This is a genomic window from Nitrospirota bacterium, assembly GCA_035873375.1.
Lineage (GTDB): Bacteria > Nitrospirota > Thermodesulfovibrionia > Thermodesulfovibrionales > JdFR-85 > BMS3Bbin07.
In genome coordinates this window covers 79686-99432 of record JAYWMQ010000007.1, presented here as the reverse complement: position 1 = coordinate 99432, position 19747 = coordinate 79686, and the positions used below count along the sequence as shown (strand labels likewise).

At 41.2% G+C, this 19747-nt stretch carries 17 protein-coding genes and 1 pseudogene; all 18 read left to right on the top strand.

Annotation, left to right across the window (positions count from 1 at the left end; all coding sequences use genetic code 11):
- The first annotated feature begins 62 nt into the window (after window positions 1-62).
- On the top strand, window positions 63-719 hold the full coding sequence (locus VST71_02630; GenBank protein MEC4684615.1) for a cephalosporin hydroxylase family protein: 657 nt from the start codon (window positions 63-65) through the stop codon (window positions 717-719).
- Window positions 720-1293: 574 nt separating this feature from the next.
- The gene (locus VST71_02625; GenBank protein MEC4684614.1) at window positions 1294-2103 is read left to right on the top strand and encodes a sulfotransferase domain-containing protein; all 810 of its coding nucleotides are present in this window, start codon (window positions 1294-1296) and stop codon (window positions 2101-2103) included.
- Between the two features lies 1 nt (window position 2104).
- The gene (locus VST71_02620; protein ID MEC4684613.1) at window positions 2105-3634 is read left to right on the top strand and encodes an oligosaccharide flippase family protein; all 1530 of its coding nucleotides are present in this window, start codon (window positions 2105-2107) and stop codon (window positions 3632-3634) included.
- Between the two features lie 149 nt (window positions 3635-3783).
- Window positions 3784-4704 (top strand): glycosyltransferase, encoded by a 921-nt coding sequence (locus VST71_02615; protein MEC4684612.1) that lies wholly within the window; start codon window positions 3784-3786, stop codon window positions 4702-4704.
- Between the two features lie 182 nt (window positions 4705-4886).
- Complete coding sequence (locus VST71_02610; GenBank protein MEC4684611.1) at window positions 4887-5681, top strand: class I SAM-dependent methyltransferase; 795 nt, start codon at window positions 4887-4889, stop codon at window positions 5679-5681.
- A gap of 105 nt (window positions 5682-5786) precedes the next feature.
- Window positions 5787-6848 (top strand): glycosyltransferase, encoded by a 1062-nt coding sequence (locus VST71_02605; protein ID MEC4684610.1) that lies wholly within the window; start codon window positions 5787-5789, stop codon window positions 6846-6848.
- 364 nt (window positions 6849-7212) lie between these two features.
- Complete coding sequence (locus VST71_02600) at window positions 7213-8328, top strand: glycosyltransferase (GenBank protein MEC4684609.1); 1116 nt, start codon at window positions 7213-7215, stop codon at window positions 8326-8328.
- Between the two features lie 138 nt (window positions 8329-8466).
- The gene (locus tag VST71_02595) at window positions 8467-9633 is read left to right on the top strand and encodes a glycosyltransferase (GenBank protein ID MEC4684608.1); all 1167 of its coding nucleotides are present in this window, start codon (window positions 8467-8469) and stop codon (window positions 9631-9633) included.
- 92 nt (window positions 9634-9725) lie between these two features.
- On the top strand, window positions 9726-10913 hold the full coding sequence (locus tag VST71_02590; GenBank protein MEC4684607.1) for a hypothetical protein: 1188 nt from the start codon (window positions 9726-9728) through the stop codon (window positions 10911-10913).
- A gap of 267 nt (window positions 10914-11180) precedes the next feature.
- A pseudogene (locus VST71_02585) lies at window positions 11181-11564 on the top strand (transposase).
- An 11-nt stretch (window positions 11565-11575) separates the two neighbouring features.
- Window positions 11576-12739 (top strand): glycosyltransferase, encoded by a 1164-nt coding sequence (locus VST71_02580; protein ID MEC4684606.1) that lies wholly within the window; start codon window positions 11576-11578, stop codon window positions 12737-12739.
- Between the two features lie 89 nt (window positions 12740-12828).
- Window positions 12829-13923, top strand: a complete 1095-nt coding sequence (locus tag VST71_02575) for a radical SAM protein (GenBank protein MEC4684605.1) — start codon at window positions 12829-12831, stop codon at window positions 13921-13923.
- 127 nt (window positions 13924-14050) lie between these two features.
- On the top strand, window positions 14051-14623 hold the full coding sequence (locus tag VST71_02570; GenBank protein MEC4684604.1) for a YdcF family protein: 573 nt from the start codon (window positions 14051-14053) through the stop codon (window positions 14621-14623).
- A 179-nt stretch (window positions 14624-14802) separates the two neighbouring features.
- Entirely contained in the window at window positions 14803-15555 is a 753-nt protein-coding gene (locus tag VST71_02565; protein MEC4684603.1) for a glycosyltransferase family 2 protein, read from the top strand.
- Window positions 15556-15742: 187 nt separating this feature from the next.
- Complete coding sequence (locus VST71_02560) at window positions 15743-16747, top strand: glycosyltransferase (protein MEC4684602.1); 1005 nt, start codon at window positions 15743-15745, stop codon at window positions 16745-16747.
- A 46-nt stretch (window positions 16748-16793) separates the two neighbouring features.
- The gene (locus tag VST71_02555) at window positions 16794-17474 is read left to right on the top strand and encodes a transposase (protein MEC4684601.1); all 681 of its coding nucleotides are present in this window, start codon (window positions 16794-16796) and stop codon (window positions 17472-17474) included.
- A complete protein-coding gene (locus VST71_02550; GenBank protein MEC4684600.1) occupies window positions 17461-18321 on the top strand; it encodes a sulfotransferase in 861 nt (286 codons plus the stop codon). The genes VST71_02555 and VST71_02550 overlap by 14 nt, the downstream gene beginning before the upstream one ends.
- A gap of 235 nt (window positions 18322-18556) precedes the next feature.
- On the top strand, window positions 18557-19441 hold the full coding sequence (locus VST71_02545) for a glycosyltransferase family 2 protein (protein MEC4684599.1): 885 nt from the start codon (window positions 18557-18559) through the stop codon (window positions 19439-19441).
- Window positions 19442-19747 lie beyond the last annotated feature (306 nt).

The window sequence follows — 19747 nt, the reverse complement described above, 5'->3', positions numbered from 1 at the left end:
GACGCCGGCAGCGAGTGCGTTCATATGCTGGCAGCGACCTACAAAAGGCTGCTGATACATTTATGCAAACCAGCACACGGCCAAAGTATTCATATAATTTTTCCTGGCTCGGTCGCCCGATTATTCAATATCCCCAAGACATTATTGCCATGCAGGAGATCATCTGGGAAGTCAAACCGGATTTGATTATTGAAACAGGTATTGCCCATGGTGGATCGTTGATTTTCCATGCATCCATGCTGGAACTGAATGCGATCTGTGGCGGACCTGAAGACGCGCAAGTGTTGGGCATAGATATTGAGGTCCGCCCACACAATCGCAAGGCCATTGAGGCGCATCCCATGTTCCGGAAGATATCCATGATTGAGGGTTCTTCAATTGACAAGGGGACTGTCGAGCAGGTTTATGATTTTGCAAAGGGCAAAAAACAGATCATTGTTATCCTTGATTCCATGCATACCCACGACCATGTGCTCAAAGAATTGAACCTCTATTCTCCATTGGTAACAAAGGGAAGTTATCTTGTTGTTTTTGATACCATAATTGAAGACATTCCCGAAGATTTCTTTTCCGATAGACCTTGGGGTAAGGGTAATAATCCAAAAACAGCAGTGTGGGAGTTCCTGAAAACAACGGACAGATTTGAAATCGATAAGGAGATCGAAAATAAATTACTTATTACCGTTGCGCCGGATGGATATTTAAGGTGTGTGAAGTAACTGGTAGCTCGTAGATGGTAAGTAAGAGGTAGAGGAGTCGTCGTTAGGGAACAAGGAAGATGCAGGGGCAAGGAAAAAGTTAAAATTAATCTGTTCTTAAAACAAAGCGGTTGACCATCTGTGAGGAAGTATTAATTGTCTCAAAATAGTCAAGACAACAGCCCTTCCCTTCAAGAGGGAAAGACCGTGAGTATGATATTATGGCCATGTGTAGTGGTTCTTTGATGTCAATTCAATTATGAGACATTTAATAATTGCAAGGCTATGTGAAATCAAATTTTTCCAAAACTACCAGCTAAGAGCATGTCCAGACTCTCCAAAAACATTATTTACAACCTAATCGGTCAGGGACTTCACCTTATTATTGGGTTTGTTGCTGTCAGATATATCTTCAAGCAATTAAGTGAGGATGTCCTCGGCATTATCTACTTTAGCACCATGATGAATGCTCTGCTCAGTGTAGAACTTTAAATGGGAGGCGTATCTAAGTTTATTTTTCAATACCGAAAATTGCAATGTCTTTTTTGTTTTGGAGCAGTGCATAGAAATAGAATTAGAGTTTAGGATGTGAGCTATGTTTAAAAGAATATTGAAAGGTATTATCGAAAATAAACCATTGATAAAGATTATTGAAAAGATAGCACGGACAAGTTCGAGTGCTAATGTATTCATTGCCTGTTTTCCTAAATCTGGTTCTACCTATTTAACAACTTTACTATCCGAGATTACCGGATTTCAAAGTAGGATGGCAGTTCAGTTTTGTGGGCATAACGAACAGGACATATTTGAAACCCCATTACGTTACTTAAGTCTTAGAAATTCAATAACGCAGCAGCATGTTAAAGGTACGAATAATAATGTTAAGCTTTTGAAAAAGTACAATATTAAACCTGTAATATTAGTAAGGAACATCTTTGATGTTGTATTATCACTTCATAATCATATCGAAAGAGAAGACCATCGTATTCTATTAGGCTACGTCCATAAAGAATATTTTGGTATGAGCAAGGAGGAAAAGCTGCTATATGTGATACGTGTAATGTTGCCTTGGTATTTCAATTTTTATATGTCATGGCGAGAAGCGTCAAAAGAAATGGATGTGCTCTGGACTTCTTATGAAGAATTGTTTTCAAACCAAATTGATACCGTTTCACGAATTCTTAGCTTTTATGACATACATGTAAACCATAATCAGATTCAATCCGCTATATTGGAAATGAAAAGCAAGAATACACGATTAAACGTAGGGATTAAAGGCAGAGGTGCCAACTTACCGGAAAGGCATAAAGAAGAGATTCTTAATCTTGCTAGTGTATGGAAAGTGGACAAAAAAGAGATGCAAATAATAGGATTAACTCAGTCTGTGCAATCGGTGGTTAAATAGAATGTCCAGACTCTCTAAAAATATTATTTATAACCTAATCGGTCAGGGACTTCTTCTTGTTCTTGGCTTTGTTTCTATCAAATATATCTTCAAGCAGTTAGGAGAGGATGCGCTTGGCATTATCTACTTTAGCACCATGATGAATGCTCTGCTCTGTGCAGTGCTTGAAATGGGAATCTGCTCCACCACGGTACGTGAAGTTTCTGCCCATTTCAAATCCGAACCTGACTACATTCGGGATTTAATCCGCACAGCTTCTGTTTTTTACTGGGGTGCATATGCCTTGCTTGGGTTGGCAATTTATTTCCTGGCGCCTGTTCTGGTAGAAAAGTGGATTAACCTGAAAACAATGGATTCGGAAACCGCGATATATATCCTGCGTATTCTGGGCATTGCCTCACTTGTAGCCTTGCCAAGGTCTTTTTATGCCAGCCTGTTTCGTGGCTTGCAGCGGATGGAGTTTAACAACTTCATTGATGTTGTTACTATCGGGCTTCAACAGTTCGGCACTGTCCTGATTCTTGCCTTTGGGGGTAATTTGTTTCATGTGGTATACTGGTTTGCCTCTTGTTATGCTCTAAGAATACTTATCTATCTTGCTGTTTCTGTCCGCTTCTTTTCTCTAAAAGCGATTATCCCGGGATTTTCTTCTGTTGTGGTCAAAAGAAATTTCGGTTTTGCTTCAAGGATGATGTTTATTTCTATTGTTTCCGTTATTCGTACACAGGCTGATAAGCTTATTATTAGCAAACTGATGCCTGTTGGTGTGCTTGGATTTTATAGCGTTGCTTATGGCACAGCCTCTAAAGGAGCATTGCTTACTGGTGCTGTCTCACAAGCAGCTTATCCATCCTTATCTGAACTATTTAGAAAGGGAGACAGATCTAAGCTTATTTCTCAATACCGAAAATTGCAGGACCTTCTCTGTTTTGGGATTGTGCCGCTCTTTGCAGCTATTCCTTTTGCCTTATTACCATTGTTTTCCTATATATTAAACGCTGATATAGCGACATTACTGCTTGTACCCACAACATTACTCTGTGTGGGATTTTTCATGAATGGAACAGTAAATGTTCCCTATGTTCTCTCCCTTGCCGTGGGCAAGCCTGGGATTATCGCACGTCAGAACTTCTATGGATTGTTCGTTACTTTACCAGTAACGGCACTTTTAATTTACTTTTGGGGTCTGACAGGGGCTGGTCTATCCTGGGTGTTTTATCATATCTTTACCTATTCTTACGGGGTCCCAAGGATATGCCGGGAATGTATAGAAATCCCAGTATGGCAGTGGTATAGACATGTACTAAAAATCTTTGTACTGACAGGACTTACTTATGGGCTGGCATGGATTGCTCTTGATTTTGTCAGTGCTCATACTATTATCAATCTTGCAATAGCTTACTTAATTGCAACAATTCTTTTTCTAATAGGAGCCTTTCTGCTAATTGGTGATGAACTCCGGGAAGTAATTGTTAAATATTTGAAAATAATAAGGAGCTTTCGATTTCTGGAAGGAAGCACAGAAAAATAGTTTTTTCTATGCAATCTACAGTGAATTTACTGTGAAAATAGGATTTTTATGCTTTTTAGTGACTCGTTAGAGTCATGAATGTTCAGTATAGAGTGTTGTTTTTTATAATTTACAAAAATTTCAAGAAATATTTTGTTAGAAGGTGAATAATGGAAAACTCTGTTTTGGTCAGTATCGGGATGCCTGTTTATAATGGAGAGCGGTTTATTCGTAAAGCTCTGGACTCTTTGCTCGATCAGGATTATGAGAACTTTGAGTTAATTATATCTGACAATGCGTCGACAGACGCTACAGAGGAGATATGTCTTGATTATGTATCTATAGATACACGTATCCGGTATTATCGTAATGAATACAACCTCGGAAGTGTAGAAAACTTCAATCGTGTCTTTGACCTGTCCTCAGGTAAATACTTTATGTGGGCAGGCGGTCACGATGGCTGGGCTCCAACATTTATATCTAGCTGTGTCGTGGACTTGGAGAACGATCCTCAAGCTGTACTGTGCTATTCCCAAACTATCTATATGGATTTAGAAGATAACCCACTGTATATCATGCCTGATCGCATAGATACACGTTTTTTAGAATCAGCAGCAGAACGGCTTAAATATGTTTTGCAGAAGCTTTACTGGTGCAACATGATTTATGGAGTCATTAGGTCGGATGTTCTTAGGCAGACTGGTCTATTTAGAAATGTAATAGGACCCGATACTGTTTTAATAGCTGAGTTAAGTCTTGCAGGGACGTTCATACAAGTAGCCGAACCTCTATACTTTCGTCGCATGAATCCAGAAGATGATGTTAGCGGAGAAGCACGTCTCATAAGAATGCTCAAGGCTTTAGATCCTGTAAATGCGAATAAAAAGCAGCAGAATATTGGTCGTTTATACAGGAATCTAACCTGCGAACATTTGGGGGTAGTGGCTCGCTCGCTACTCACTTACTGGCAGAAAGTAAAGCTATCAATGGTTGTAATTTGGCGCTTTGGAATAAGATTTGATATACTCCCCTACTCTGTAGTCTCCGTTTTGCGTTCCATTAGAGTTTGGTTTAGAGAAAGGGCACTTTAGTATGGTGGGTGGAAACAGTGAACGTCATTTTTTATCATTATTAACCTGGTAACTCTTAATAGAGACATATTTGTTAGCAAAACTAACCACTCAGCCAGCCAAAGGACTCTGTATTTGTTTGCCAGGTTAATAACGTTAGGAATTGTTATTTATGATGACATGAATATTGGAGGATTCGTCTTATGCTTAGGGGAGTATGCCGGGGGATAAAAGGAGAAGTTGGTACTGATTTGTCTCGAGAAAACTTTTTTGAACCGATAATAGGAAAAAAACGTAAGGCAGCAATGTGTCGTTTCAGAAGGAAGTATGACGTGCTTCAAAGAAAACTTGGTAGCTACAAGAATAAGACATGTCTCAAAGTTCTTGATGTTGGATGCCATACTGGTGACATGTTCTTTTTTCTGAAGGATATTGCTTCTGAATTACATGGTCTGGATGTAAATGCGAATGCACTTAAAGTTGCGCGAAATCGGTATGATGCTAAGACAACTCTATGCAACTTACGGGCACCACTTCCGTATAAGGAAAATTATTTTGACGTTGTGATTGCATCCGAGATTATTGAGCACATACCAGACACCGATGCATTTCTGGATAATTTATACCGTGTAATGAAACCCGGTGGTTATCTTATGCTAACTACTCCGAATATTAATACAATCCATAATCGCCTGCGTATTCCATTTGGGCTATACCCACTCCACATGAGTCATCGCCAGCCATATCCAGATAACCCTAAGGATATTGGCCATATTCGTTTTTTTAATGCAACGGTGTTGCGTAGTCAGTTGCATGAACACGGATTTATTGACGTAGGAATATATGGGTTAAACCTTATTCCAATCATGTGGATGGCACGTTTTCATATGTTTTATAAGCTCAACAGCATTATGGCTGATATGTGTGCCTCTTTTTCTCCAGGTTTAATTGCTGTTGCACAAAAGAATGAGGCCTCTCCAAAGAATCAGCTTACTTAACTATAGATGAAACATAGACTTCTATTCATAACGAACATTCTTCCTCCATATCGGATACCTCTGTACAATCGATTAAGCCAATTGGTCGAGAGTGAGGGATTTAAAATGGATTTTATCTTTATGTCTAATACTGAGAGTCGCAGAGAGTGGAACGTTAGAGAGTCAAATATAATGTTTGATTATACAATATTGCCGAGTATAAATTTGGGAGCAGCTCGTGGTCGACCAACGGCCGACAACATTCTGAATTACAATATCCTTAAGAATCTCATAGGTGCAAATTTGATTGTTGTTGGGGGCTACGATTATATGACATATTGGGTTGTTTTGTTTTGGGCAAGGATTCTGCGGATTCCCCTGTTTTTATTCTGTGAATCAACGTTGTATGAAGAACGTATGTCCAGTAGTCTTAGAAGAAAGTTGAAATCTCTATTTTTGAGTAGTTGTAAGGGTTTTATTGTTCCAGGTCGCGCTTCTCGGGAATACCTGAGGTCCTTTGGGGAGAACGATAACAGGATATTTACAGCCCCGAACTCGGTAGATCACCACTTTTTTCTAAAAAAAGCAAATGAATTGAATCCGAAACGGGATGAGCTTCGAAACCGTTTTGGTGTTCGTGGGACGGTGTTTCTCTTTGTGGGAAGAATGGCCCCTGAGAAACATGTAACGGACTTGATAGAGGCATTTAAAAGAATTCGGGGGATAGGCCGAGATGCTTACTTGGTTCTTGTAGGTTCAGGCCCAGAGCAGCCTGCATATGAAAAATATTGTAAGAATAATGGACTCCAAAAAGATGTGTGTTTTGCAGGATCTCGTCAACTTGAAGAGCTACCTTTCTATTACGCAATATCAGATGTGCTTGTTTTGCCCTCATGTTCTGAGCCTTGGGGACTTGTTCTGAATGAAGCAATGGCTTCTGGCTTGCCGGTTATTACTTCTGACAGGGTTGGGGCAGCTTATGACCTTGTGGTTGAAGGGCGGACTGGTTTTTTCTATCCTGCGGGGGCAATTACGGTTTTATCGGAGCATATGGATATAATGTGCTCGGGAAAGATTTCCCCTGAAGTCTGGCGTCAAGAAGTTCAGAAGCACGTGTCAGCCTTCACTCCGGAGAGGCAAGCAGAGGGATTTATCAGGGCTTTCCGTAATACTGTGCTGATTAAATAGAAACGAATGTAATATGCGTTTCCTTCAACTTGCTCCATATTTTGCCTTGGCAAGGAGTTATGGTGACCCTATTCCAGTTGCTTTAAACTATCCATTTATTTTGAAAGACAAGTGTATGAAATAATCATTTTAGCAAGTAACGCTGACGGAGGATGCATGTTGGATGTGCCTTTAGGGGAAGTCGTAGAGACGAAAGGCTTGGAAATTGTCTATTTCCCTATTTTTGGACTATATTCTTTTTTGCCATAAAGGGCTTGAAAAGTGGAGCATTAAAGTAGGTTGGGGCAGTGATCTGGCGCACTTTCACGGATGTTTCGCACATATAGTTTTGAAACACTGGTCAACTATACTATATTATTGAGAAATGGCTGATAAAGAGAGGATAAAAGTTCTATATATTTTGCGTGCAATGAATGTGGGTGGAATCGAGACTTTGGTAGAAGGGTTACTTCGGAACCACGATAGAGGAAAGTTTGAACTGAGAGTCCTTATACTCACAGAAGGGGGGGGGGCAATCAGCCGTTTTGAGGACATTAAGGACGTTCCCCTCGATCGATGTATTTACAGCCCACCAGCCAGAAAGAGTTTTCTCAAAGAATTTGAAAGGTATCTCTGTTCTACTCAACCAAATGCTATCGTCTGTTGGTTTTTTCCATTTCACTACTTTCTATCTCGAGTGGCAAAGCGTGTTGGCATCAAGACGTTTATAGTTGGGGTACAAAACACTCAGACTGTAACTGGCGTTCAGAAGTTCAAAAATGCCTTTTTGGCCAGAGGGAGTCGACGATGGATCAAGACAGAGGTGGCTGCCTCAGAACGGGTGAAGCTATCAATCAGAGAGCAATATTGCTTAAACGTTGATAAGGTTCCAGTCATCCGGAACGGGATTGATGTCACCCTATTTTCACCCAAAGCTTCTATACGCAGAAGGGGTGAGACTCAGGTAACAGTTGGCATGGTAGCCAGGCTGGACAGGATCAAGGATCATGATACCCTGATCCGGGCAATAGGGATTGCATCCCGTAATTTCCTGGGAAAGATTGCATTGCAGTTGATTGGTGATGGTCCACGACGAAAGGAATTGGAAGTGCTGGCGCATGAGATAGGAGTCAGAGATATAGTGGATTTCATGGGAACCCGCGATGACGTGCCTGATCTGCTACATGGGATGGATATATTTGTCTTTTCCACGTCAGATGCGGAGGGATTAGGGAATGCTATGGTAGAGGCTATGGCCTGCGAACTTCCAGTCATTGCTACAAATACCGGCGCATGTCCTGAAGTTGTGAGGGATGGAGAAACAGGGCTGCTGGTACCCGAGAGAGACCCGCAAAAGCTTGCAGAGGCAATAGTATTTATGGCTAAAAATCCGAGCTTACGAAAGCAATTCGGGATACGGGGTAGAGAAGTGGTTTGCGCAGATTTCAACATCTATGAGGTAGTTCGTCATTACGAAGAATTGTTGTTGGACGAAATGTAAAAGAAGAGTCACTGTCTCTAAGTATCGTAGAAAACTATGTTTATAAACAGAACAAACTTTGAGAATCAGTCTCGTCGTAAAGTTTTGATGATCTGCGGCCACTTTCCACCAGAAGTGGCCACGGGAGCTATACGGTCAGTGAAGTTTGTTAAATATCTTCCAAAGTTTGGTTGGGATCCGGTGGTTTTGACCGTTAACCACCAGGTCGATGAAGCAGCGTCCGGGCTACTGTCTCAAATTCCCTTGAACGTCCGAGTCTATCGGACTAGAATTCTCAAAAAGTTTCCAATCAACGATCTTGGCGTGAAGTGGTTCCCTTTTCTACTGAGAAAAGCAAATATGATGGTGCGGGCGAACCGTTTTGATGTAGTTTACCTGACTGGCGACCCATTTGTGACATTCTGGATCGGTTATATTCTTTGGCTAATATACAAGATACCGTATATACTGGACTATCGGGACTCATGGAGTACCACTCCATATGTCTTTCCAGGGTGGAAATCCAAACTTTCTTGGATCATTGGCCGGCTCTCTGAACCATTTTTGTGTCGGAGGTCAGGAGCAGTTATCTGCGTTTCAGAGCATATGAAGGAAGACCTCCTAAAACTGTGTCAGAACTTACCTTCCGAGCATAGCAAGGTTATCTATAATGGATTTGATGAAGAAGACTTCCGTGTCATCGAGCAAACTAATCCCCCCAAACGTATTATGGAACATAAACAGAAAGGCAGATGGGTGTGGGTCCATGTTGGTCGACTGGATCAGTTTATGTCGAGTATACCTCTCTTTACAGCTTTGGCAACCTTGCGGGATGAAGGTCAGGAGTGGGTTAAGCGTATTCAATTGATCTTTGTCGGGCCGGTCGATAGTGAAAATGTGGAAGAGATGTCGAAGAAATATGGATTAGAAGACCAGGTAGAACACATTGAAACACTATCGCACTTCGAAGCACAACAGTATGCTTACCATGCTGATGCTTTGCTTCTTTTTGGGTCACATGCAGCTCAGCGCCTCAACTTAAAGGTGTTTGAATATGTTCGGACAGGACTTCCCATCCTATCTATAATTCATCCCAATGGGGCTAACGCACAGGTATTACATAGTTTGGGGATTCACACAATTAGTGATCCGGCAGATACCAATGGTTGCAGGATAGAGGTATTAAGACTATCCGCACTGATGCAGGAACACATTGAAAAGCGACAGGCCCTTGCAAGGGATCTGTACCGTTACGAACGGTCATATCTTACTGAACAATTAGCCAAGATTCTTGATTTGGTAGTGATGAGGGTCAAAAAAGCGTGATTGAGAATTGGTGTTTCTTATTTATTTTCCTGTCCATTGTTTCAATCTCAATTCTGGTCCATCTGAGGAGGTGGCGCGAGAGCCTATTCTCAATGGGACTATTTATTGATATCGGCTTTATCTTTTTTTACGGATTCTCTCTTTTTTTTAATTTGAAGTCTACGTCCCACCCGGCGAAATTTATGACGGCATATCTCCTCTTAATTATGGCATACGGTCTTTACCGAATAAGCTATCATTTGGTATGGAAAGCTCGATACCGCAAGGTAGTGCCAAAGCTGAATAAAAAGAGATGGCTAACGTCGCAACATTGGATTATAGCAGCATTTATTTTATTTTGCCTAAGCCAATTGTTGCCGTATCTATTCCCGGGTGGCATGGTTGCTTACCATACGAACCGTCTGATTGTGCCTGCAGGCCTTGCAGCTTTTGTTGCGATGATATCATCAAGATCTCCGGCCATACGATTTTTTGGGTTATTTATTGTGGTGTTTGTTATAGTAAACACACTAAATGCCTATTCCCGTCGACTGGTAGGGTCTTTTCTGCTTGCCATTGGATGTTATCTCTTCTATTTTCGCCCCTCGATCAATTATTCGTGGTTTAAGAATGTTTTTGAGTTAAGGAAAATCAAGTTTTTGTTTATTGTGGTTTTTATGTTTGCCATTGTCTTTGTGACAGGTTACAGGCAAAGACTTGTTGGGGAACAACTTTCTACCGCGGACGCGTTTTCAGTTGGAACTGCAAGCCTATTTAGCGGTGCTGGATTTGATACATTCTTGCGGACCGTTCAATCCGTGGAGATCTATCCGAATATCGAACCCTACCTTTACGGCAAGAGTCTATTTGGGTTGCTGGTTAACCCAATTCCTCGTGTTTATTGGCCTGATAAACCAATAGCTTTTGGTGTCGAATTAGCTACTTTGGTGCTTGGTGTAACAGTTAATAATTTGCCAACAAATTTCGGACCTGGGCTAGTGGGTGAGGCTTGGGCAAACGGCGGTTGGCTTTCAGTTATATTGTGTTTTGTAGCGTTGGGTATTATTGCTAGTCGTATAGATCTAATTATTTGGTCGCGGTCTTCTTCTACGTATGCAGTTGCTCTTTACAGCCTTGCTATTGGAAGTGTACCCTTTATTATCAGAGGAGACTTTTTGAATAGTGGTTATGATATAGGTATTAAGCTCCTTCCGTTAGTAATCATAATTACGATGTTCAGAGGGTTATATCGTGCAGTTGTGCCACGACATAGCCTTACAACTATGACAAAGAGAACTTAAGGCTGTTCATTTTTGAGTACAATAAAAAAGAGTGGAAAAAGGGATTAAGGCGGAGTAAACAAATAAAGGTAGCAATTTGTTGTTAGAGATACTCCTCATATTAAACGCAATAGGTTTCATGGCGAATGGAATTACATGATCAAGCCTAAAGCAAAGAACACTTAAGTTGCTACCTTTATTTATTTGCGCCGCCTAAAGGTGGTGTAACCTTTCATAGGAAAAAAGAAACAATTAGAAAATCTAATTGAAAGAAAGGAGAACGCTACCATGAGGAAGGATAAAGCAAAAGGGAAGAAGAGGTCAATAGAAGAATACGAGATGCTGGAAGAATGTATACGGACAAAGACGCAGGAATACATTCAGGAGATATTTAAAGAGGAAGTAAACGAATTTTTAGGAAGGGGTAAATCGGAACGAATAAAGGCTGGGATAGATATAGGGAAAGGGTATTGCAACGGATATGGCAAGTCACGAAAGTTGGCCTTGATGAAAGGGACGGTAAGGATCAGGAGGCAGAGGGTATGGAATACAGAGGAGCGATTTGAGAGTAAGATACTGCCATATTTCAAGAGGAGGACTAAAGAGCTTGGAGAAGTATTACCGGAGCTGTATCTGCATGGATTGTCCAGCGGAGACTTTGAGCTGGCCTTAAGAGGATGAAGGTGCTACATGTAGTAGCGAGTTTATTTGCTGAGTGGGGGGGCCCAACAAAGGTCGTTACTGAGCTAACCGAAGCCTTAGCCAAAAAAGGGGTTGAGGTGTCCATTTTTGCTCCATCAGAAAATGATAAGGATGTATGTATAACCAATCTTGGAGAGGTTGATCTAAAACTTTTTCCGAAAAGTTTCCTTTCAAAATTCTGGACATCTTATTCTTCACCTTTGGGTAAAGCTTTGATGAGAAAAGTCGCTAATTTTGACTTAGTTCATATTCACGAAATCTGGCATCATCCTCACTTTGCTGCTTGTCAAGCAGCAAAGTTTGCAAGAAAACCTTTCGTTATAACTATTCATGGAGAGCTTGAACCTTGGTGTTTAGATCATAAGTCGTTTAAGAAGAAGATTTTCTCATTCCTGATCCAAAAAAAGCTTCTTAAAGAAGCCTCAGGCATTCATGCCATTACTGAAGATGAAGTTAAAAGCATCTGTAATTTTGTTAACAACAAAAATGTGTTTCTTATCCCAAACGGTTTAAATCTAATGGAGTTTAAAAATCTTCCATCTAAGGAAGAGTTTGAAGGCTTATACCCTCTATTGAGAGGGAAAAAGGTAATCTTATTCTTAGCACGCATTCATCCTATAAAGGGGCTTGATATACTTGCAAGAGCTTTTGGAAATATATTAAAGAATAGAGATGATATTCAGCTGGTAATAGCAGGGCCTGATAAAGATGATTATAAAAACCAAATAGTTGAGATACTTAAGGCTGAGAATGCCATAGATAATACCATATTTACAGGAATGCTGACAGGAGAAAAGAAACTTGCAGCTTTAAGCAGAGCAGATATTTTTGTTTTACCGTCTTATTCTGAAGGTTTTAGTATAAGCATTTTGGAGGCAATGGCATGCGGGCTTGCAGTAGTGATAACAAAACAGTGTAGCTTTCCTGAGGTTGAGGAGATGGGGTGTGGTAAGATTATTGATACAGATGCTAATCACCTGTCAAAGGCTGTTAGTGAACTATTGGACAATCCAAAATTATGTAAAGAGATGGGGGATAGAGGTAAAAGACTGGTGATGGGAAAATACACCTGGGATAAAATAGCAGATCAGATGATTACTGCCTATGAAGAGATACTTGCTCAAGAAAAGGTGATTAAGGGGTAGGGATTATAAACTTGGTTATTATTTGGGTTGGTTCTATTGTTCTGTTACTCTAATTGGTTTTATTGGTTATTGGGTAAGAAGTTGACGATATGAATAAATATACAATGCGATTTTTATATAACCTGTTAGGTTCCAGGAGTTCGAAGGTAGCCGCGTTAAAAACACTGGAAGTGTTTAGATTGCCGACTTACCGGATTGCAATTGATACCAATAACACTTGCAATCTACGGTGTGTGATGTGCTATATGTCCCTGGATGGTTACAGGGATAAAATAAATATCATGTCAATGGAGATGTTTGAATCGATAGCGAGGCAGATATTTCATAAAACGAAAATGCTTGATCTCTCCTGCAGTTTTGAGCCGTTTATGACAAGGAATTTTTTGGAGTATGTAAGGGTTGCGAGGAAATATTTTAACGGGTATATAGGGATATGTACCAACGCACTCTTAATGAAGGAAGAGATAATCTATAATATTATCAATGAAGAATTATTGGACGAAATAAACATCAGCATCGATGGGATTACAGAGTCGACTTACAACTCAATAAGAACAAATGGGGACTTTGCTACATTGCTGAATGTTTTGTCACTCCTGAAATCAGTCAGGAATCATAACAGGAAGAAAAAAAATCCTATTATCAGGATAAACTATACAATGTTAAGAAAAAACGTTGAAGAACTGTCAGGCATATATGATTTTGCCAGAGAATATGACATTGACATTGTTCAATTGAGGCATGCTAAACTGACAAGACCTTTCGCGGATTTGTTTGATGAATCACTATTTTTTCACCAGGAGTTGTCCGATTCCATCATTGAAAAGGTAAAAAAACAGTTTAACAGGGATAAAAAAATAACAATAATACATCCGCCTTTGTTCTCAAGCAGGAAACCCAAGAGGATTGGTAAGTCTGTTTGCGCCTATCCATGGTTTAATTTTATTATCTCAAGCAATGGAGACGTCAATCTCTGCTATATTGGTTCAATCGGGAGTTTTGCTCAAAATACCTTTAGGGAGATGCTGACATCGGAGTTAGTTGTAAATAGCCGTTCCCGGTTATTAAGGGGTAAGTATGAAGAATTTTGCAGGAATTGCTATGCTGTTAGCGATATGGAGAATGTGCAGAAGAGAAGTACTTTTATCCGGGAAGATTTAATGCCGAATGTTTCAGTTCCATAAGGGGGGTGGGCTTTCCCTATTACCCATTTCTGCTCAAGGCAGAAATGGGTAATAGGGAAGATGTCGTTTAAAAAAAGATTTGTAAGGTTTATAAACTCCAGTATTATCAGGTTAAAAATCTATCTAAATGAAGCGAAAACATATACTGATTGTTTTGACTGTTGTTGCCGTTACACTTGTCGGGAGTCTCTATTGGTTTCGTATTCCTATATTGATTGATATGGGAAAGTACCTGATAGTTACCACACCTTTAGAGAAGGCAGACCTTATTGTAGCTCTTGGTGGAGATAAAGAACGGCGAAGAGATGCGGTTGATCTTTTGAGGAAGGGGCTTGCCTCCAGGATTATGTTTACAGGCTTTGACGTGGAAAACAAGGACTATCAATGTGAGGGGATATCTGAAGAGGAAGTGCTTCCGCTACCAAGGGCTTCGTACACCACTTATGATGATGCCCTTGTAGTGCTCAAAGCCACAGAGGAAAACAACTTCCGATCGGTTATCATTGTGACTTCACCTTATCATCTCCGGCGATCCAGTTTTATCTTCCATAAAGTCTTTAAAGGTAAAGATATCAATCTGATGTTCTATGTCTCCAGGAATAAAGCCTTTCAAATGGACAGATGGTGGAACAGCTACATTGGCCGAAAACTGGTTTTCAGAGAGTATCTGGGATTGGTTTATTACAGGGTAAAATATTAAAATCCCTTACCCATTTCAGCTTACCCATTTCAGCTCAAGGCTGTTTTGGGTAAAAAGAATTTGAGGATTATGGAGAAATATACAACAAGGGGTAGCATTAAAGTTAACAAAGGGTGTAGACTGTTTTTAGGTTGAAGGGTATTATTAACGTTTTCGGGGGTGAGACAAAGGAGGGGGCTATGAGAGTTTCAATTATTACAGTAGTATACAATGGGGCTGAAAACATTGAGGATTCTATCAGAAGTGTTATTGGTCAGACGCATGATGATATTGAATATGTAATCATTGACGGGGGGTCAACGGACGGAACGCTTGATATTATTAAGAGGTACGAACAGAATATAGCTAAGGTCATATCAGAGCCGGATAACGGCATATATGATGCCATGAACAAGGGGCTTGAGGTTGCTTCAGGTGATGTTGTAGGGATATTGAATTCCGATGATCTTTATGCTGACAGAACGGTAATTGAGAATGTAGTAGAGTATTTTTCAGAAAAGAATGTGGATTCCTGCTACGGAGACCTGGTTTATGTTGACAGGCATAATACGAATGTCCCGGTCAGGCACTGGAAGTCGGGAGAGTTTTTAAAACATAGATTCAGGAACGGTTGGATGCCGCCGCATCCGACGTTTTTTGTTAAAAGGGATGTTTACAGAAAATATGGTTTTCTGAATATAGGATTTCCTCTTGCTGCAGATTATGAATTGATGTTACGGTTTTTGTATAAACATGAAGTAAGCACAACCTATATTCCGAGGGTCCTTGTGAAGATGAGGACAGGTGGCACAAGCACCCCGGGGTTATATACTGTCAGGGCGGTTGCAGAAAATTACAAGGCATGGAAAGTGAACGATCTTAATCCGAATCCGATAACATTTGTTCTGAAACCTTTGTCAAAGTTATTGCAGTACGTACAAACAAAGGCATAATAGATGGAGTCTGTTTTTACCCATTTCAGCCTTGAGCTGAAATGGGTAAAAACTCAATAAATGTGGCTCAGGTAAATAAATTGACTTTAAATGTTTTCAAGTGATAAACTGAGTTCGTGGAGAAGTTTAGAGGGTTAGCGTCATGTAAGTACAGTACAAATAATGTCTTCCCTGAAAATTGAAACTTATGAACCATATCCTGCTACAAATTACCCTGCCATTTTTAGTCTCTTTTGTAATCCAGTTTATAGTAATAAAGAACTCCCGTATCCGGTCATTCTGCATTGACCGGGCAGATACTGACAAGCCCCAGAGATTCCACTATGTACCAACGCCGAGGGCCGGAGGTTTGGGGATAGTTATTGCATTAGTTGTCGGGCTATGGATGTTTGGGAAAGAGGGGGAGTATCTTGTTTTGTCTGCGCTGCCGGCATTTGTAATAGGTTTTTATGAGGATCTGACGTCAAACATCAGTCCGAAGTTGAGGCTCTCGGTAATAATGGCAGGAGCTGTAGTGGCAATGGTGTTGATGGACAGCATTGTTTATGACATAGGTCTGATGAGGATGCCGTTATGGATGGCGATACCATTCACCTTGATTGCCGTTACAGGGTTATCCAATGCCATTAACATAATAGACGGATTCAACGGCCTTGCAGCCGGGGTGTCGGTTATACTCCTGTTGTCGTTTGCAGCTGTATCGTATATTTATGGAGATCAGTTGATATTGGGGGTAAGCACGGTACTGATAGTTGCGATAGCCGGGTTTTTTGCATGGAATTTCCCGAGGGGCAGAATCTTTCTTGGAGACGGCGGGGCCTACTTTATCGGTTTTATACTTGCCGAGATATCCATACTGCTTGTAAAGAGGAATCCCGGCATATCTCCCTGGTTTCCGCTGGTGGTACTTGCCTATCCGGTATTTGAGGTCTTCTTTTCACTCTACAGGAAGAAATTCAAGCGGGGCCTTTCAGCCTTCAAGCCTGACAGGGTGCACTTTCATATGCTTGTTCACAGCCGGATAGCAAGGAATAATCCAAAGACCTCTGTCTATATCTGGGTGCTGGTTGCAGCATTTAATATTATGGCCTTTCCATTTCATTCAAACACCCCCGTGTTAATCTTCATATTCTTTCTCTTTTCAGCCACGTATCTTTATCTCTACAGAAGGATTGTGAGGTTTAAAAAATGAAAATAAAAATAGGGACAGGCTACTTTTTGATTGAAGGTTTATAACGATGCCGAGAATTCCGAGAGGACTGGTCGATGGTTTTGTTTACCATGTAATTAACCGTGGAAATGGGAGACAGCGTGTCTTTCATAAAAGCCGGGATTATGAGGTTTTTATTAATTTAATGAGAGACGCAAAGACCCGGTATTCCGTCAGGATACTGGCATTCTGTTTGATGCCGAATCATTTTCATATGATCCTGATGCCAACCAGAGCCGAGGATTTAAGCAGATGGATGCAGTGGTTGATGACGTGTCACGTCCGCCGTTACCATCGCGATAATGGAACCAGTGGTCATGTATGGCAGGGACGGTTTAAGAGCTTTGTTATACAGAGAGATGAGCATTTGTTAACGGGATTAAGGTATGTTGAAGGAAATCCGGTAAGGGCTGGTCTGGTCAGATCAGCAAAAGATTGGTTGTGGTCATCTCACAGTGTGTTGATTGGTAATAGTTCGCGTTTATTGCTTGATGAAATACCGGTAGAACTACCCCGGAACTGGGATAGATATGTGGATGAGCCTTTAACGGCACATGAACTGGACAGGCTTCGTCAGAGTGTAAATCGTCAATCTCCATATGGAGATACGATGTGGCAGATGCAGATGGGAAGGGAACTTGGATTGGAATCTACGCTCAGGCCGCGGGGAAGACCGGCGAAGAGAGGGGCAGAAAATGAGAGACCGTAGTCCGTCTCCTTTTATAATTATTGGTATGCACCGCTCCGGTACAGGAATGATCGCTCAGATACTGGAGAATTTGGGCTTGTTTACCGGCAGGAAAAAACAGCACAACCATGAAACCCTCTTTTTCATGAACATTAATGATTGGCTCCTGCATCAAAGCTGTGCTTCCTGGGATTATCCTGAACCATTTCATTTCCTGCTCGAAAATAAGGAAATCAGGACCCTGGCTACTGATTACATGCGTTCCATGGTTAAGACACCGGCTGTTGCCTCATTTCTTGGCTGGAGGAAATGCCTGAGTTACCGCAGCCTTTTCAACCTGAACTTTCCCTGGGGATGGAAAGACCCACGTAATACCTATACGCTCCCTCTTTGGCAGGAAATATTTCCCGATGCAAGGGTGATACATATCCACCGCAATGGTATTGATGTGGCAAACAGCCTGGTTAAGCGGGAACAAAGAGCGTTTGAGAACAAGAAGTCAAGATATCTTGCAAGGAGGGCGTTTTACAGGGTCCGGCCAAAGCGGGGTGGTTTCACTGATTCAATACGGTGTGCCTCTTTGGAAGGCGCTTTTTCGCTCTGGGAGGAATATTTGAAGGAAGCTAAAAAACACGTTACAGCCCTGGGCTCCGGTGCCCTTGAGCTGAAATATGAAAACCTTGTTTCTGAGCCGTTTGAGTTATTACGGAAGCTCTCCAGTTTCTGTAATTTGGAAGTAAGTGATAGGGACATTCAGCGGGTGTCTGTGGTGGTGAACAAAGACCGTGCGTATGCATATAAGGAGAATCCGGAACTGCAGGCATTTGCTGAGAAAGTGGGGGATCGCCTGAGTGCTCAAGGTTATTAAAATATTGAGCGATAAGCAGTACCGGCTTTCGCTAAAGAAGATATTTTTCGACAGTTCTAATCTCATTACGCTACATCCGTGAAACTCAGCCTGAAACAAGTTCAGGCTTCAAACAGTCACGGATGTGGACGCTTCATTTCGCTAAGAACTGTTACCGAAAAATATCTAAAGTCGCTCTATCCGGTACTGCTTATCGCTCAATCCGGATTGTAGATGATTGTCGGGGTTAATAGCAATGAATAGTCCTCTTGTATATATTGTAATACTGAATTACAGGAACTATACGGATACAATCGAATGTGTTCATTCGGTTGAGGCTGTTAAGTATCGTAATTATCGTATTATAATAATAGACAACGGTTCTGATAATGCCTCTGAAGAGATACTCAGAGAAAAATTCCATAAGCATGTCTTTATTCAAACAGGACAGAACAGGGGTTATGCTGCAGGGAATAATGCCGGCATAGCGTATGCCCTTGATGCAGGGGCTGATTACGTCTTGATCCTTAACAATGACACAAGGGTGGAGCCGGATTTTCTTGAAAAACTTGTTGATTATGCAGAGTCTAATCCGGAGGTCGGGGTTCTGGGGCCTAAAATAGTTGCCGGGTCAGGAGAGTTGGATATTAGCTGTGCCCGCCGCAGGCCCTTATTGCAGGACTATTTCTGGAGGGTTGGCCCAGGGAAATGGCTGCTTCTGGAGAACAGGTGGATTAAGAGGCATTATTATATGGATGAGTATGATTTTCAGGAGGCCAGGGAAGTGGATATAATATCCGGTTCCTGCATGCTTATTCGCTGTAAACTGCTGCGGGAAATTGGGCTTCTTGATGAAAATACTTTTCTCTTTCTGGAAGAATTTATCTTGCATGAAAAGATTCGTAAAACAGGATTTTCTACTGTAATTGTTCCTTCAAGCAGGATAGTGCATAAGGGGCATTCCTCTGTTGGGAAGAAAAACTACAGGGCTATAGCTGAGAGCCTGAGGAGTTTGAGTTATTATCTCAGCAATTATCGTGAGTTCGGAAGGGTTGCAGTTTATTTTGCGCTTGCAAGTGTTGCAGTCAAGGGTGGAGTTGAAGCCTTGGGTATGTTTCTGAGAGATAAGACGAGGACGTAGGTTAGCCGCAGATTTTAAACCGGTCCCGGAGATAAAAGGTTGTTGGAAGAGATATGATAGACTCTTCACTCATTCTCGTCCCGAAATACTTCGGGTCTCCGAGGCAGTTTTACCCTGCAATAAATGCGGATAAACCTGAAAACCGTTCAGATTCTATCATATCTCTTCCGTACCTTGATAGAGGCTTCTTGCAGTTGAATCCGGGGTTACTAAAGTTAAAGGAGTAATATCTGTGATAAAAAAGCTTTTAGCCCTTGCTCACCATCCCTTTCTACTTAAGGGATGGGAAAATAAGGGGGGTTTTTA

Coding starts and splice junctions, on each gene's coding strand:
- VST71_02630 (MEC4684615.1), top strand. CDS start 63: ATGCAAACCAGCACACGGCCAAAGTATTCATATAATTTTTCCTGGCTC.
- VST71_02625 (MEC4684614.1), top strand. CDS start 1,294: ATGTTTAAAAGAATATTGAAAGGTATTATCGAAAATAAACCATTGATA.
- VST71_02620 (MEC4684613.1), top strand. CDS start 2,105: ATGTCCAGACTCTCTAAAAATATTATTTATAACCTAATCGGTCAGGGA.
- VST71_02615 (MEC4684612.1), top strand. CDS start 3,784: ATGGAAAACTCTGTTTTGGTCAGTATCGGGATGCCTGTTTATAATGGA.
- VST71_02610 (MEC4684611.1), top strand. CDS start 4,887: ATGCTTAGGGGAGTATGCCGGGGGATAAAAGGAGAAGTTGGTACTGAT.
- VST71_02605 (MEC4684610.1), top strand. CDS start 5,787: ATGGATTTTATCTTTATGTCTAATACTGAGAGTCGCAGAGAGTGGAAC.
- VST71_02600 (MEC4684609.1), top strand. CDS start 7,213: ATGGCTGATAAAGAGAGGATAAAAGTTCTATATATTTTGCGTGCAATG.
- VST71_02590 (MEC4684607.1), top strand. CDS start 9,726: ATGGGACTATTTATTGATATCGGCTTTATCTTTTTTTACGGATTCTCT.
- VST71_02575 (MEC4684605.1), top strand. CDS start 12,829: ATGAATAAATATACAATGCGATTTTTATATAACCTGTTAGGTTCCAGG.
- VST71_02570 (MEC4684604.1), top strand. CDS start 14,051: ATGAAGCGAAAACATATACTGATTGTTTTGACTGTTGTTGCCGTTACA.
- VST71_02565 (MEC4684603.1), top strand. CDS start 14,803: ATGAGAGTTTCAATTATTACAGTAGTATACAATGGGGCTGAAAACATT.
- VST71_02560 (MEC4684602.1), top strand. CDS start 15,743: ATGAACCATATCCTGCTACAAATTACCCTGCCATTTTTAGTCTCTTTT.
- VST71_02555 (MEC4684601.1), top strand. CDS start 16,794: ATGCCGAGAATTCCGAGAGGACTGGTCGATGGTTTTGTTTACCATGTA.
- VST71_02550 (MEC4684600.1), top strand. CDS start 17,461: ATGAGAGACCGTAGTCCGTCTCCTTTTATAATTATTGGTATGCACCGC.
- VST71_02545 (MEC4684599.1), top strand. CDS start 18,557: ATGAATAGTCCTCTTGTATATATTGTAATACTGAATTACAGGAACTAT.